The sequence below is a fragment of the Phreatobacter sp. AB_2022a genome (genome assembly GCF_026847585.1).
GTDB lineage: Bacteria > Pseudomonadota > Alphaproteobacteria > Rhizobiales > Phreatobacteraceae > Phreatobacter.
Window position 1 is genome coordinate 237,866 of sequence record NZ_JAPSET010000003.1, and the last position, 13,465, is coordinate 251,330.

The 13,465-nt window shown below is 69.2% G+C and carries 15 protein-coding genes; 11 read left to right on the forward strand and 4 right to left on the reverse strand.

Features of this window, described 5'->3' with window-relative positions; genetic code table 11:
* Position 1 precedes the first annotated feature (1 nt).
* Positions 2–757: an SOS response-associated peptidase gene (locus tag OZ671_RS03835; protein WP_268859494.1), complete on the reverse strand. Its 756-nt coding sequence runs from the start codon at positions 755–757 to the stop codon at positions 2–4.
* A 136-nt stretch (positions 758–893) separates the two neighbouring features.
* On the opposite strand from OZ671_RS03835, the gene OZ671_RS03840 reads away from it, so the two are divergent.
* From OZ671_RS03840 to OZ671_RS03865, 6 genes are all read left to right on the forward strand, one after another.
* Entirely contained in the window at positions 894–1,406 is a 513-nt protein-coding gene (locus tag OZ671_RS03840) for a hypothetical protein (RefSeq protein WP_103167822.1), read from the forward strand.
* A gap of 13 nt (positions 1,407–1,419) precedes the next feature.
* On the forward strand, positions 1,420–1,869 hold the full coding sequence (locus tag OZ671_RS03845; protein ID WP_268859495.1) for an NUDIX hydrolase: 450 nt from the start codon (positions 1,420–1,422) through the stop codon (positions 1,867–1,869).
* Between the two features lie 55 nt (positions 1,870–1,924).
* Complete coding sequence (locus OZ671_RS03850; RefSeq protein WP_268859496.1) at positions 1,925–2,341, forward strand: TIGR02301 family protein; 417 nt, start codon at positions 1,925–1,927, stop codon at positions 2,339–2,341.
* A 145-nt stretch (positions 2,342–2,486) separates the two neighbouring features.
* Positions 2,487–2,747, forward strand: a complete 261-nt coding sequence (locus tag OZ671_RS03855; RefSeq protein WP_268859497.1) for a hypothetical protein — start codon at positions 2,487–2,489, stop codon at positions 2,745–2,747.
* Positions 2,748–2,773: 26 nt separating this feature from the next.
* Positions 2,774–3,580 carry a hypothetical protein gene (locus OZ671_RS03860; protein WP_268859498.1) on the forward strand — a complete coding sequence of 269 codons (807 nt, stop codon included), beginning with the start codon at positions 2,774–2,776 and terminating at the stop codon, positions 3,578–3,580.
* A gap of 105 nt (positions 3,581–3,685) precedes the next feature.
* The gene (locus tag OZ671_RS03865; protein WP_268859499.1) at positions 3,686–4,018 is read left to right on the forward strand and encodes a YegP family protein; all 333 of its coding nucleotides are present in this window, start codon (positions 3,686–3,688) and stop codon (positions 4,016–4,018) included.
* Between the two features lie 19 nt (positions 4,019–4,037).
* Here OZ671_RS03865 and OZ671_RS03870 read toward each other — a convergent pair whose 3' ends face one another.
* The gene (locus OZ671_RS03870; RefSeq protein ID WP_268859500.1) at positions 4,038–4,652 is read right to left on the reverse strand and encodes a class I SAM-dependent methyltransferase; all 615 of its coding nucleotides are present in this window, start codon (positions 4,650–4,652) and stop codon (positions 4,038–4,040) included.
* Complete coding sequence (locus OZ671_RS03875) at positions 4,649–5,989, reverse strand: dihydroorotase (protein WP_268859501.1); 1,341 nt, start codon at positions 5,987–5,989, stop codon at positions 4,649–4,651. Before OZ671_RS03875 ends, OZ671_RS03870 begins: the two co-directional genes overlap by 4 nt.
* Positions 5,990–6,150: 161 nt before the next feature.
* On the opposite strand from OZ671_RS03875, the gene ygfZ reads away from it, so the two are divergent.
* On the forward strand, positions 6,151–7,011 hold the full coding sequence (gene ygfZ / locus OZ671_RS03880) for a CAF17-like 4Fe-4S cluster assembly/insertion protein YgfZ (protein ID WP_268859502.1): 861 nt from the start codon (positions 6,151–6,153) through the stop codon (positions 7,009–7,011).
* Positions 7,012–7,023: 12 nt separating this feature from the next.
* Here ygfZ and OZ671_RS03885 read toward each other — a convergent pair whose 3' ends face one another.
* Entirely contained in the window at positions 7,024–9,201 is a 2,178-nt protein-coding gene (locus tag OZ671_RS03885; RefSeq protein WP_268859503.1) for a primosomal protein N', read from the reverse strand.
* Positions 9,202–9,441: 240 nt separating this feature from the next.
* Here OZ671_RS03885 and OZ671_RS03890 point away from each other — a divergent pair, with 240 nt between their 5' ends.
* From OZ671_RS03890 to OZ671_RS03905, 4 genes are all read left to right on the forward strand, one after another.
* Positions 9,442–9,687, forward strand: a complete 246-nt coding sequence (locus tag OZ671_RS03890) for a (2Fe-2S)-binding protein (protein ID WP_146052960.1) — start codon at positions 9,442–9,444, stop codon at positions 9,685–9,687.
* A 179-nt stretch (positions 9,688–9,866) separates the two neighbouring features.
* On the forward strand, positions 9,867–10,352 hold the full coding sequence (bfr, locus tag OZ671_RS03895) for a bacterioferritin (RefSeq protein WP_038308731.1): 486 nt from the start codon (positions 9,867–9,869) through the stop codon (positions 10,350–10,352).
* A gap of 76 nt (positions 10,353–10,428) precedes the next feature.
* The gene (locus tag OZ671_RS03900) at positions 10,429–11,412 is read left to right on the forward strand and encodes a tyrosine recombinase XerC (RefSeq protein WP_268859504.1); all 984 of its coding nucleotides are present in this window, start codon (positions 10,429–10,431) and stop codon (positions 11,410–11,412) included.
* Between the two features lie 406 nt (positions 11,413–11,818).
* On the forward strand, positions 11,819–13,459 hold the full coding sequence (locus tag OZ671_RS03905) for an ABC transporter substrate-binding protein (protein ID WP_268859505.1): 1,641 nt from the start codon (positions 11,819–11,821) through the stop codon (positions 13,457–13,459).
* The last annotated feature ends 6 nt before the right edge of the window (positions 13,460–13,465 follow it).

Here is a 13,465-nt window from a genome sequence, read left to right on the forward strand (position 1 = left end):
CTCAGAACAGGCTCCCCTGCCCGCCGTCGTCCGGCGGCTTCGGCGCCGGCTTCTGCCGCGGCGCCCGCGCCGGCCGTGCCGGCTCGGCCGGCGCATCGGTCGCCTCGTCCTGGATCTCCGGCCCGTCATTGGTGACCTTGTTCACCGCCGGGCCGATGCGCCTGAGCTCGAGCTCGCCCTGCAGCGGTGCCGCGATCAGCGCCTCGGCCCGATCGGGCGGCGTCGCCGGATCGAGCCATTCCTCCCAGGATTGCGGGTCGAGGATGATCGGTGCGCGCGGATGGATGGCATCGAGCGGCGGCTGCGCCGCCGTCGTCATCAGCGCCACCGTGTCGACCTCCGAGCCGTCGGGCGAGGCCCAGGTCTCCCACAGGGCGGGAAAGGCGAAGGGCGCCCCGTCCGGGCGGCGGATCAGATGCGGCGTCGAGACGCGGCCCTCGCGCCGCCATTCGTAGAAGCCGTCGACCGGCATCAGCCCGCGCCGGCGCTGGAACGCCGCCCGGAACGAGGCCTTCTCGCGCACGGTTTCGGCCCGGATATTGATGACCAGCGGATAGTCGGCGGGATCCTTGACCCAGCCGGGCAGAAAACCCCAGCGCATCAGCACGAAACGCCGCGCGCCGTTGATGATGGTGACGACCGGCACCGGCTGGGTCGGCGCGATGTTGAAACGCGGCGGAAAGTTCGGCCGGTCGGAATAACCGAACTCTTCGCGCAGCAGTTCCGGCGCCAGGGTGATGGCGAAGCGGCCGCACATGGCTCAGCCCGGCTGCCGCAACGTCGTGGTGGCCGCCGCGAAGATGTCGAAACCCGCCTGGTCCATGAGCTTTTAAGTCTTCCTTCACGCTGGGCATGGCTTGTTGGCCGGGCCCAGAAGGACACGATCATAGCCGATGTTCGCAGCGGAGCTACAGAACGCGGAACTGACGCTGACGCCGGAGCGTCTGCGCGCGGCCAATATTCATCCGGAAACGCGGCTGGCGACCGACTATCTCAACCATTTCAACGAAGCGATCATGCTTCTGGAGCTGATCCCGTCCATGCCCGACTGCATGGAGGACGTGCTCGCCTGGCAGCCGCGCACCTACGAGGAACATTTCCTCGCCTCCAGCTATCGCGACAAGGAGCTGGTGCTCGCCGTCTACCGGCATGTGCCGCCCGAGGTCCTCGCGCGCTTCCATGCCGTGATCGACCAGATGAACCAGCTCATGACCGCCGCCATCGACAGCCTGAAGGTGGTCGGGCCGGGACCTGCCACGGCCATTGTCGCGGAGGAGGCCGGGCTGATCCTGAAGCGGCTCGCCGCGCGCGCCGCCGGCATCATGAACGCCGCGACCGAAACGGAAGAGGATCTCGCCCTGCCCGCCTCCGCCCAGGACGCCATCGACGCCCTGATGCGGCGCTGATAGCCTTCCGTCCATGTCCGATCGCTCCTACCCGCTCCGGCCGATCCTCGCCGTCTCGACCGCGGTGATCCGCGCCGGCAAGATGCTGGTCGCCCAGCGCGCCAATCCGCCCGGACGCGGGCTCTACAGCCTGCCCGGCGGCCTCGTCGAGGTCGGCGAGACGCTCGGCCAAGCGGCCGCGCGCGAACTCATGGAGGAGGTCGGCGTCAAGGCCGAGCCGATCGGCCTCGTCGGCGCCCGCGACATTATCGGCCGCGACGGCGAGGGCCGGGTCGAGCGTCATTTCGTCGTCGTCACCTATGCCGCCCGCTGGCTCGCCGGTGACGGCGAGCTGACGCCGGAAGCCTCCGACATCCGCTGGGTCGATCTCGACGAGATGGCGGGCCTTGCCACGACCGAGGGCCTCACCGAGGTGGCGCGGGCGGCGTTCGCGCTCGCCCGCGGCACTCCGGGGCCGGCATAAACCCTGTCGCGACCCGCCGGTTGCGGCGGCGGGCCGGCTGGCGCATAGCTTCACCATGGTTCGCGCGCTGATCCCGGTCCTCGCTGTGCAGGTCGCCCTTGCCGGGCCGGCGGCAGCGCAGCGTGCCACGGCACCGCCGGCCCCGCCGGCCGTGCCCGAAGCGCTGATGCAGGCGCCCTATGAACCTCAGCTCCTGCGGCTCGCCGAGATCATGGGGGCGCTGCACTATCTGCGCACGGTCTGCACCGCGCCGGACACGGGCGCCTGGCGGCGCGAGATGCAGGCCCTGATCGATGCCGAGGCCGGCAGCGCCGAGCGGCGCGAACGGCTGATCCAGCGCTTCAACCGCGGCTATGCCGGTTTCGAGCAGACCCATCGCTCCTGCACGCCGGCCGCGCAGGTCGCCACCCGCCGCTATCTGGACGAGGGCCAGCGCATCGTCGCCGACATCACCAGCCGTTTCGTAAACTAGATCCTGCGTGTCATTTTGGGATCACTGAAGATTAATTCACAGGTGTTAACCTTCCGGTGAGAATTGGCTGCCCTCGGCCGACTCACGTGCTAGTGTCCCTTCATGGGGCAAATCGGGTCGACCGGTCCCCCTTCAGGACATGACGATGCAGTTTGCTCCCGCGATTTCAGCCCGTGCCGTCGAAGCCGAAGACCAGCGGCAGGCCGCCATGGGCTATGTGTCGGAAGCCTTTGCCGAGGCCCGCCTCGACGGGCTCGACGTCGACTGCATCGCACAGGCCGCGGTCTTCGCCTCCTTCGTCGAGATGGTCGCGACCTATGGCGAGGAAGCCGCCGCCGGCTTTGCCGAGCGGCTGGCCGAGCGCGTACGCGCCGGAGAATTCACGGTGGACCGCTCGGCGCACTGACGGGGCCGGCTGCGAGGGTGATCCTGTTGACCCCACGGACCGTCGCCATCGTCTCAGCCGTCATCTCGGTGACCGTTCTCGGCGTCGCCCTCGCCCAGATCATGCCCGCCGATCGCGCGCGCCTGCCGGCCGGCACGGTGCCGCCCGCGCAGGACAATGCGACGCCGCTGCGCCCGACCATTCGCGACGTCACGCCCCAGGCCCGGGAAACACCCCCGGCAGCGGCCGAAACCGCCCCGCCGGCGGCATCCGCTCCCGCAACTCCGCCGGCTCCCGCGCCCGCAGGGGCGACGCCGCCATCCCGTTCCGCGGCCCCGGGCCCCGCCGCTCCGGCGCGGCCAGCCGGTCCGCGCCGGCCCGCGCCTGTCTCGGTCGAGATCCTGCCCGACAACGAGGACCTGAAGGATCGGGTCGGCCATATGCGCGAGAAGCTCATCCTCGCCGCCCGCTCGGGCGATATCGAGCGCCTCGGCGTGGTGTTCCAGATGAACGAGACCATGCCGGTGTTCAGCCGCGGCGGCGAGCGCGACCCGATCGCCTTCTGGAAACAGGCCTCTGGCGACGGCCAGGGCCATGAGATCCTCGCCATCCTCCTCAACATTCTCGACCTGCCGCCGGCCGTCATCAACAAGGGCACGCCGCAGGAAATGACGGTCTGGCCCTATCTGGCCCATGTGCCGCTGGACCGGCTCACGCCGCGCCAGTCGGTCGATCTCTACCGGCTGATGACCGCGCAGGACGTGCGCGACATGCGCGCGCTCAACGCCTGGGTGTTCTGGCGCCTCGGCATCGGGCCCGACGGCACGCTGCACTATTTCCTCGCCGGCGAATGATCCGGCGCCGGGCCGGACGGCTCCGGGTTGAACCGGCGATCCGCCACGCTAACCTTTGCCGGCAAGCGATCCGCACCGATTCGCAGCGAACCTCGGAGACAGCTCATGGCCGGAACATTCGTGTTGTCCAAGGCGACGAATGGCCAGTTCCGCTTCGTGCTCAAGGCCGGCAACGGCCAGACCATCCTGACGAGCGAGCTCTACACGACCAAGGCAGCGGCCGAGAACGGCATTGCCTCGGTGCGGACCAATGCGCCCAACGACGCGCGCTACGAGCGCAAGGAGGCCAAGAACGGCCAGCCCATGTTCAATCTCAAGGCCGCCAACGGCCAGGTGATCGGCACGAGCGAGACCTATTCCTCGGCGAGCGCGCGCGACGCCGGCATCGCCAGCGTCAAGGCCAATGCGCCGGACGCCAAGCTCGACGACAAGAGCTGAGCGCGCGCGGCGGACGTGCTCAGGCCGCCTCGGCCTTTTCGAGAACGAGCATGGTCCAGGTCACGGCGTCGCGATCCAGCATGTCGCCGCGGCGGCTTTCATGGACCGGCGCGAAACCGCTGGCGGCCGCGAGCGTGACCGTCTCCCCGGCCGTTACCTGAAACATGCGCCGGCCCGGCGGCACCGGCCCGTGGCGCAGCGTCATGAAGACACGGCCGCCGGGAACCACCAGATCGTCCAGCGCCCGCATCGCCACCTGCCGCTCGGCCCTGTCGAGATGCATCCAGACGGCGGTCAGGAAGGCGAGATCGAACCGGTCGGGCGCGGCACGCACCCGCGCGAGATCGGGCAGGCCGTCGTCGAGCCAGGTGATGCCAGCCTCCGGATGCAGGCGCTCGCCCGCGGCGCGCAGCTCGGCCGTCGGCTCCACGGCCAGCACGCGATGGCCGCGGCCGGCGAGCGCCGCGGCATCCCGGCCCGTGCCGGCGCCGATATCGATGACCCGCTTTGGCGCGGCCGGAACGAGGTGGAGGATATCGGCATGGACATCCTCGAACCGGATGCTCTCGTAGCGAACCGCCAGGGTCGCCGCCTCGGCGGCATAGCCGTCGGTCGAACGGGCCCGGCCCGTCACAGCCCCGGCCCCGCGGCGTCCTGGAAGCGCACCGGCGCGCCGCCCGATGGGGTGGCAAGTTCGCCCTCCCACATGACGCGCCGGCCGCGGATGACGGTGCCGACCGGCCAGCCGGTCACCTCGACGCCGTCATAGGGCGTCCACTGGCTGCGCGAGGCGATCCAGGACGCCGTGATCCGCTGCCGGCGCTTCAGGTCGACGATGGTGAGGTCGGCATCGTAGCCGGCGGCGATCCGGCCCTTGCCGGCAATGCCGAAAATCCGCGCCGGACCGTGGCTGGTGAGATCGACCAGGCGCTCCAGGCTCAGGCGGCCGGCATTGACGTGGTCGAGCATGGTCGGGACCAGCGTCTGGACGCCGGTCATTCCCGAGGGCGAGGCCGGATAGGTCTTGGCCTTTTCCTCCAGGGTGTGCGGCGCATGATCGGAGCCGAGCACGTCGACGATGCCCTGGCCGATGCCGTGCCAGATGCGGTCGCGATGGCGCACCTCGCGTACCGGCGGGTTCATCTGGGCGAGCGTGCCGAGCCGCTCGTAGCAGTCGGGCGCGACCAGCGTCAGGTGGTGCGGCGTCGCCTCGCAGGTCGCGACATCCTTGTGGCCTTGCAGGAAGTCGATCTCTTCGGCCGTCGAAATGTGCAGGACGTGGATCTTGGCGTTGAAGCGCCGGGCGATCGCCACCAGCCGCTCGGTGCAGGTGAGCGCGGCGATCTCGTCGCGCCAGACTGGATGCGAGCGCGGATCGCCCGGGATCCTGAGGCCGGCCCGCTCGCGCAGGCGGTACTCGTCCTCGGAATGAAAGGCGGCCCGGCGGCGCGTCCGCCGGAGGACCGCGGCGACGCCCTCGTCGTCCTCGACCAGCAGCGAGCCGGTGGAGGAGCCCATGAACACCTTGATGCCGGCCGCGCCCGGCAGGCGCTCGAGCTCGGCGACCTCGGCGGCATTGCCGTGCGTCGCGCCGACCCAGAAGGCAAAGTCGCAATGCATGCGGCCGGTGGCGCGGGCCACCTTGTCGGCGAGCGCCGCCTCGCTCGTCGTCTGAGGGTCGGTATTGGGCATTTCGAAGACGCTGGTGACGCCGCCCATCACGGCCGCGCGCGATCCGGTCTCCAGATCCTCCTTGTGCACCGGGCCGGGCTCGCGGAAATGCACCTGGCTGTCGATGACGCCGGGCAGGACATGCAGGCCGGTGCAATCCACCACCTCGCCGGCGGCCTGGCGCGAGAGATCGCCGATCGCGACGATGCGGCCGCCCGCGACGCCGATATCGCGCTGGCCGGTGCCGTCCTGGTTGACCACCGTGCCGCCCTTGAAGATCGTATCGAAGGTCTGGGACATGGCTGCTATCTCCGGCGTGCTGAGAGGCGCGGCCTTTCGGCCGCGTGCCGACACGCTTATGTCGGAGAACGGCCGGAGTGCCAAGAGAACCGCATCGACGCGGACGCAATGCTGCGGCCGCGGCGATGCGCATGCGACGACAGGCGCAGGAGACTGAAGTCATGGGATCGGCCGTGCTGCCCGACCGCGGCGTCATCAAGCTGACCGGCGAGGATGCCGAAAGGTTCCTGCAGGGGCTGGTGACGCAGGACGTCGCGGTCGCCACCGGCGCAGCCGCCGGCTTTGCGGCGCTGCTGACGCCGCAGGGCAAGATCGTCGCGGATTTTTTCATCATCGCCCTGCCGGAGGCGGCGGGCGGCGGCCTTGTCCTCGATGTGCCGCTGCAGCTGGCAGGCGACCTTGCGCGCAAGCTCACCTTCTATCGCCTGCGCGCCAAGGTGGCGATCGAGGACCTGTCGGCGAGCCTCGGCGTCACCGCGCTGTGGGACGACACGCCGGCTCCGGAAGCGAGCCTCGTGGTCGCACGCGATCCGCGCCATGCCGGCCTCGGCCGGCGGGCGATCGGCCCGCGCGCCGAGGGCCGCGCGGCCGATGCCGCCGCCTATGAGGCCCTGCGCATTTCGCTCGGCATTCCCGAGGGCGGCAAGGATTTCGCCTATGGCGACGCCTTCCCGCACGAGGTCGATATGGACCAACTCGCCGGCGTCGCCTTCGACAAGGGCTGCTTCGTCGGCCAGGAGGTGGTCAGCCGGATGCAGCATCGCGGCACGGCACGCACCCGCATCGTCCCGGTCGCCTTCGACGGCGCGCCGCCGCCGGCGGGCGCGGAGGTGACCGCAGGCGACAAGCCGGTCGGCACGATGGGCTCGGGTCTGCCCGGCCGCGGGCTCGCCAAGCTCCGCCTCGACCGGATCGCCGACGCCATGGCGGCGGGCGAGCCCCTGGTCGCCGGCGGCATCGTGCTGACGCCGGTCAGGCCCGACTGGGCGCGCTTCGCCTGGCCGGGCGACGGCCAGGCCTGACCCAAGCCCCGCTCAGAGAAAGCTCTGCGGATCGACGTCGATCTCCAGCCGGACATTGCCGCGCGGCGCCTCGACCGAGGATAGCCAGGCGCGCAGCCAGCCGGACATGTCGAAAGCCCGAGCCGACCGCGCCAGCAACCGCACGCGGTGACGTCCGCGCACCAGGGCGAGCGGCGCCTCGGCCGGGCCGAGCAGCCTGACATCGGTGCCGGCAGGCGCGGCACGCATGATGGCGCGGGCATAACCGAAGGCGTCGGCCTGGGCTTCAGCCGAGACCACCAGGGCCGCCAGCCGCCCATAGGGCGGGAGGCCCGCCTCCTCGCGCATGGCGATTTCGGCAGCGTAGAAGGCCTCGCGGTCGCCGCGCACGATCGCGTCGATGATCGGATGCGCCGGCTGGTGCGTCTGGATCAGAGCGCGCGAGCCGTCCTTGGCCCGGCCGGCACGGCCGACCACCTGCTGCAGCAGCTGGAAGGTGCGTTCGCCGGCGCGCGGGTCGCCGTTGGACAGGCCGAGATCGGCATCGATCACGCCGACCAGGGCGAGATGGGGAAAGTTGTGCCCCTTGGCGACGAGCTGCGTGCCGATGACGATGTCGGCCTCGCCCTTGGCCACGGCCTCGATCTCCTGGCGGATGCGCTCGACGCCGCCGGCCATGTCGGAGGACAGGATGAGCAGCCGCGTGCCGGGAAACAGCGTGGCGCATTCCTCGGCGAGCCGCTCGACGCCCGGACCGCAGGCGACGAAGGAATCGGCCGCCTCGCATTTCGGGCACTCGGTCGGCGGCGGCATCGAGAAACCGCAATGGTGGCAGATCAGCCGGCGCCGGAAGCGGTGGTCGACCAGCCAGGCGGTGCAGTTCGGGCATTGCACGCGCTCGCCGCAGGTGCGGCAGAGCGTGAGCGGGGCATAGCCGCGCCGGTTGAGGAACAGGAGCGACTGGTCGCCAGCGGCCAGCGTCTCGCGCATGGCGAGTTCCAGCGCGGGCGAGATCCAGCGGCCGGTCGGCGCTCCGCGCGTCTTGAGGTCCACCGTGCTGATGGCCGGCATGTCGAAGCCGCCGAAGCGCTCGGGCAGGATCAGCCGCCGGTAGCGGCCGCGATCGGCGTTGACCCGCGATTCGACCGAGGGCGTCGCCGAGGCGAGCACGACCGGAATGTCGTGCAGCCTGGCACGCACCACCGCCATGTCGCGGGCATGGTAGTGCACGCCGTCATCCTGCTTGTAGGCCTGCTCGTGCTCCTCGTCGACGACCACGAGGCCGAGCGCGGCGAAGGGCAGGAACAGGGCGGAGCGCGCGCCGACCACCACCTTGACCTCGCCGGTCGCGACCCCGGTCCAGACCCGGGCGCGGCGGGTGGCGCCGACGCCCGAATGCCAGGCTGCCGGGCGGTGGCCGAAGCGCGCGGCGAACCGGTCGAGGAACTGGGTGGTGAGCGCGATCTCGGGCACCAGGATCAGCGTCTGCCGTCCCTGCCTCAGCGCCTCCGCGACCGCCTCGAAATAGACCTCGGTCTTGCCGGAGCCGGTGACGCCGTCGACGAGGAAGACCTCGAAGCCGCCGGCGGCCACCGCGTCCTCGATGGCGAGCGCGGCATCCTTCTGCGCCGGATTGAGCGCGGCCGGCGCGTGGGCCGGGTCGAGCGGCAGGCCGGCCGCCTCCGGCGCCAGCGTGATGGCCTCCAGGGCGCCGTCGTCGACGAGCCCGTCGATGACGCCGACCGACACCCCGGCCTCGCGCGCGGCCTCCGATTTCGGCCGGGCGAGGCCGTCGGCCATCAGCGCCAGCACCTTGGCGCGCGAGGGCGTCGGACGGCTCGGCGGCTGGCCGGTGACGCGCACGCCGATGCGCGGGCGCGGCGGCGCGAGCTGCTCGGGATCGCGCATCGCCATGCGCAGCACCATGCCGCGGGGGGCGAGCGTATAGTCGGCGATCCAGTCGACCAGCCGCCGCACCTCGTGCGGCACCGGCACCACGTCGTAGCGGCCGGCAATGTCCTTCAGCCGGTTGTGCGAAATGCCGCCCGGCTCGTCGCGCAGGTGCCAGACCGCGCCGATCGCCACGCGGTTGCCGAGCGGCACGGCGACGATATCGCCCGGAGCCACCGCCAATCCATCGGGGACGCGGTAGCTGTAGGGACGGTCGACGGCGACCGGAATCAGGACGTCGGCATAGCGCGGCGGGGACATGGCGAAGCCCTAGCGCGAAGGCGGCCCGGAAGGGAAGGCCGACGCCCCGCAAGCCCGCCAAGCCAGTTTGGAACGATTCGTTTCTTCGCGAAAAACGTCAGCACTTCTGCCACTTGCCGGATTCTTTAGAATTCCGCTAAATTCATTACAAGTCATTGAAAACACATGCGTTTCGCGATAGAAAGCAAGGGCCCACGAGGCCTCGCGGCGTGATTTTCGCGGGGCGGGCGGAGACCGGCAGTGATCATTTGCCATTGCAATGTGTTCAGTGACCACGACGTTCGTGCCTGTCTCGGCGACGGCCCGGAATGTCCGCGGGCCGTAGGTGAAGTCTATACCTGTCTCGGCTGCAGCCCCAATTGCGGCCGCTGCGCGCGCACCATCCTCGCGATCATGCGCGAGAGCGGTGTCGAGCAGGGCTGCTCGGCCTGCCCGATGGGCCAGTGCAGCCACCACGACGCCCCCGCTCTCGTCGCCGCCGAATAGCTTCTTTCCATTCCTGATCTCCGTGCCTGCCGGCTGGTTGCGCCGTTGCGGGCGCTTCATGCTGCGCCGCGCACCATTTGCCGCGTCGTGACCGCGCACGCCTTGCGCTCTTGTCTGGAATGATTATAAACTAGCCTCGTGTTCGGCCAGCGGACCCGATCAGCAAAAGGACGAGGCTCATGAAGGGCGACAAGAAGGTTATCGAGTATCTCAACAAGGGGCTGCGCAGCGAGCTGACCGCGGTCAGCCAATATTGGCTGCACTACCGCATGCTCGACAACTGGGGCTTCAAGGAGCTGGCCAAGACCTGGCGCAAGGAGTCCATCGAGGAGATGGTCCATGCCGACAAGTTCATCGACCGCATCCTGTTCCTGGAGGGCCATCCGAACCTGCAGGTGCTGGATCCGCTGCAGATCGGCCAGGACATCAAGGAGGTCATCAGCTGCGACCTGAAGGCCGAGATCGGCGCCCGCGCGCTCTATCAGGAAGCGGCAGCCTATTGCGAGACCGTGAAGGACTATCCTTCGCGCGACCTGTTCATCGAACTGATGACCGACGAGGAAGGCCATATCGACTTCCTGGAAACCCAGCTCGACGTGATCAAGACCGTCGGCATCCAGCTCTACGCCCAGAAGCATATCGGCAAGCTGGACGAGGGCCACTGACGGCCGGCGCCCGGGGCCGTCCGCGTCCCGGCGCGTTCACCCGATGTGAACGGGCGGCATGGCAGGACATGAGGCCATGTCCGCCAAGACCCAGCCCGCCATCGATGGTCCAGCCGATCTCCTGATGCCCGGCGCGGCGGCCGACACGGTCGCCGCGGTCGGGCGCTGGCTGCGCCATCTCCGCACGGAGCGGCGCTTGTCGCCGAAGACCCTCGAAGCCTATGGGCGCGACGTCAGGGGCTTCCTCACCTTCCTCTCCGACCATATGGGCGGCGCCGTCTCGCTCGACACGCTCGGCGCCATAGCGCCGCGCGACGTGCGCGCCTTCATGGCCCGCCGGCGCGCCGACGATCTCGATCCGAGCTCGATCGGCCGGGCGCTGGCGGCGATCCGCTCCTTCACCCGCTTCCTCGAACGCGACGGCCAGGGCCGGATGGCCGCCTTCGCCGCGATCCGCTCGCCCAAGGCCGGCCGCCGCCTGCCGCGGCCGCTGCCGGTCGCTGAGGCGCGCAAGGTCGCCTCGACCGATGCCCGCGCCCATGAGGACGTGCCGCCCTGGGTCGCGGCGCGCGATGCCGCGGTGCTCGGGCTGCTCTACGGCGCGGGCCTGCGCATTTCCGAAGCCCTGGGCCTGAAACAGGCCGACGCGCCACCGCCCGGCACCAATGGCGAGGTGACCGTGACCGGCAAGGGAAGCAAGGTGCGCCAGGTGCCGGTCATCGCCAGGATCGCCGATGCGATCGCCGAGTATCGCCGGCTCTGCCCGTGGAGCCTCGGTCCGGGCGACCCCTTGTTCGTCGGGGTCAAGGGCGGCCCGCTGTCGCCGCGGATCATCCAGCTCACCATGGAGCGGCTGCGCGGCGCGCTCGGCCTGCCCGACAGCGCGACGCCGCATGCGCTGCGCCATTCCTTCGCGACCCATCTCCTCGGGCGGGGCGGCGACTTGCGCTCGATCCAGGAACTGCTCGGCCACGCCTCGCTGTCGACGACGCAGATCTATACCGAGATCGACACGGCCGCGCTCATGAAGGTCTATGAGAGCGCACATCCGCGCGCCTGAGCCGGCCTCCCCCCGCAGCGGCCATGCATTCGGCATGGCAGGTCTTCTCGAGCCATGCGGAGCCGTGCCGGACGCGTCTGCCGGCATGCCCCCCGCGCCACACAATGCGCCGGGGTTATGGCTGATTGACATATCAGTATAGGAGGCCTGACATATCAGACTTGACATGCAGCCGCTCGCCGGCAAGATCAGGACGAGAGGAAACCCTGGCAGTGTGGCGGATATAACAACAACGCCGCCCGTGACGCTTCGTCGCCGCCAGTCTTGAGCGGGAGATATCGAAAAAAACCCCGGAAGACCCATGTCGCGTCGCAAGACGTGGCATGGATGATGTTTGCCAATTTTCTTCAATAGCTTTGAAAAATGCCTTTTCCGAAAAAACCAGAACCAACAGGTGAGGATGACCATGGTATCGACACTGTCGCGCCGCAGCGTTCTGGCGGGCGCCGCCAGCACAGCCATCCTGCTGTCCGGCCCGGCCGGCGCACAGACCGGACGCCGGGCGGGCGAGCCGATCGGCCCGATCAAGGCGATGATGGGCGACTGGCCGGAAATGACCGAGCTCTTCCGCATCCTCAGGCCGAACTGGGAGAAGCTCGGCCTGAAGGTGATGCCGCAGCAGGCCTCGCAGAACAGCATGACCGCGCAGACCACCGGCGAGCACAATGCGCCGGACATGTCGATCGGCGCCTGGGGCGGCGCGCCCGACCGCATCGATCCCGACTTCTTCCTCACCGAGTTCTTCCATTCGAGCCGGGCCCGCAAGGGCGGCCAGAACTTCGGCAACTACCGCAACCCCGCCTATGACGCCCTGGTCGATGCCCAGCGCGGCGAGATGGACGAGGCCAAGCGCGCGGCCATGATCCACCAGGCGCAGCGGATCATCCAGAACGACCGGCCGGGCCTCGTGCTCTACTACATGGACCTCAACAACCCCTACCGGGCCGACAAGATCACTGATGTCGTGCCGGTCATGGGCTCGGGTGTCGCCTTCTCCTACCTGCCCTGGACCTATCTGGAGGGCAAGCCGGCCGGCCGCTCGAAGATCCTCAAGGTCACCTTCCAGTACGACATCGCGACGCTCAATCCGTTCGCCACGACCGAGGTGCAGAATGCCGGCATCCTGCGCTGGTTCTACGCACCGCTGGCGATCCGCGACCGCAACCTGAACCTCATCCCCTGGGCGGCCGAGGGCTGGACCTTCCCCGATCCGAAGACGGCCGACGTGACGCTGCGCGCCGGCATGACCTTCCATGACGGCAAGCCGGTCACCATCGAGGATTTCAAGTTCACCTTCGACTATATCGCGAAGTGGAAATTCCCGCTGTTCGGACGGTTCACCGACAATATCGTCGAGACGGAAGTGGTCGGCGAACGGACGCTGCGCTTCAAGCTGAAGCAGCCCTTCGCACCCTTCGTCGGCAATATTCTCGCCGCCGCCTTCATCGTGCCGAAGCACATCTGGGAGAAGGTCGGCCCCGGACAGGGCCTGAGCTCGCCGGCCGACTGGCCGAACGACACGCCGGTCGGCTGCGGGCCGTTCAGCCTGAAGGAGTGGCGCAAGGGCGAATATGTCCGGCTCGCCGCCAATCCGTCCTGGTTCAAGCCGTCGAACTTCAGCGAGATCTACTGGCTCGCCGTGCCGAGCGTCGACACCATGATCGGCATGCTCGAAAGCGGCCGGGCCGACGTGATGGCCTGGAACATCACGCCGTCGCAGGCCAAGCGCCTGACCAATCCGAACATCAAAGTGGGCAAATCGGGCAGCCATGCCCCGCGCGAGCTGCGCTTCAACCTGGAAATACCGCCCTTCGACGATCCCGCGATGCGCACCGCCATCGCACTCGCGACCGATCGACCGCAGCTCGTCAACACCCTGCTCGACGGCGCCGCGACGCCGGGCAACGACAGCTATATCTCGCCGGCGCTGGCCATTTCCGACCCGGCGATCCCGCCGGCCCGCTTCAGCATCGAGGAAGCGCGCGAGGTGCTCGCCAAGGCCGGCTACAGCTGGGACGGCGAAGGCCGGCTCTGCTACCCCAAATAGGAGGCA

What these genes read in the sequence shown, in the direction of transcription:
- OZ671_RS03835 (WP_268859494.1), bottom strand. Translation starts at nt 757, where the DNA reads ATGTGCGGCCGCTTCGCCATCACCCTGGCGCCGGAACTGCTGCGCGAA.
- OZ671_RS03840 (WP_103167822.1), top strand. Translation starts at nt 894, where the DNA reads ATGTTCGCAGCGGAGCTACAGAACGCGGAACTGACGCTGACGCCGGAG.
- OZ671_RS03845 (WP_268859495.1), top strand. Translation starts at nt 1,420, where the DNA reads ATGTCCGATCGCTCCTACCCGCTCCGGCCGATCCTCGCCGTCTCGACC.
- OZ671_RS03850 (WP_268859496.1), top strand. Translation starts at nt 1,925, where the DNA reads ATGGTTCGCGCGCTGATCCCGGTCCTCGCTGTGCAGGTCGCCCTTGCC.
- OZ671_RS03855 (WP_268859497.1), top strand. Translation starts at nt 2,487, where the DNA reads ATGCAGTTTGCTCCCGCGATTTCAGCCCGTGCCGTCGAAGCCGAAGAC.
- OZ671_RS03865 (WP_268859499.1), top strand. Translation starts at nt 3,686, where the DNA reads ATGGCCGGAACATTCGTGTTGTCCAAGGCGACGAATGGCCAGTTCCGC.
- OZ671_RS03875 (WP_268859501.1), bottom strand. Translation starts at nt 5,989, where the DNA reads ATGTCCCAGACCTTCGATACGATCTTCAAGGGCGGCACGGTGGTCAAC.
- ygfZ (WP_268859502.1), top strand. Translation starts at nt 6,151, where the DNA reads ATGGGATCGGCCGTGCTGCCCGACCGCGGCGTCATCAAGCTGACCGGC.
- OZ671_RS03885 (WP_268859503.1), bottom strand. Translation starts at nt 9,201, where the DNA reads ATGTCCCCGCCGCGCTATGCCGACGTCCTGATTCCGGTCGCCGTCGAC.
- bfr (WP_038308731.1), top strand. Translation starts at nt 9,867, where the DNA reads ATGAAGGGCGACAAGAAGGTTATCGAGTATCTCAACAAGGGGCTGCGC.
- OZ671_RS03900 (WP_268859504.1), top strand. Translation starts at nt 10,429, where the DNA reads ATGTCCGCCAAGACCCAGCCCGCCATCGATGGTCCAGCCGATCTCCTG.
- OZ671_RS03905 (WP_268859505.1), top strand. Translation starts at nt 11,819, where the DNA reads ATGGTATCGACACTGTCGCGCCGCAGCGTTCTGGCGGGCGCCGCCAGC.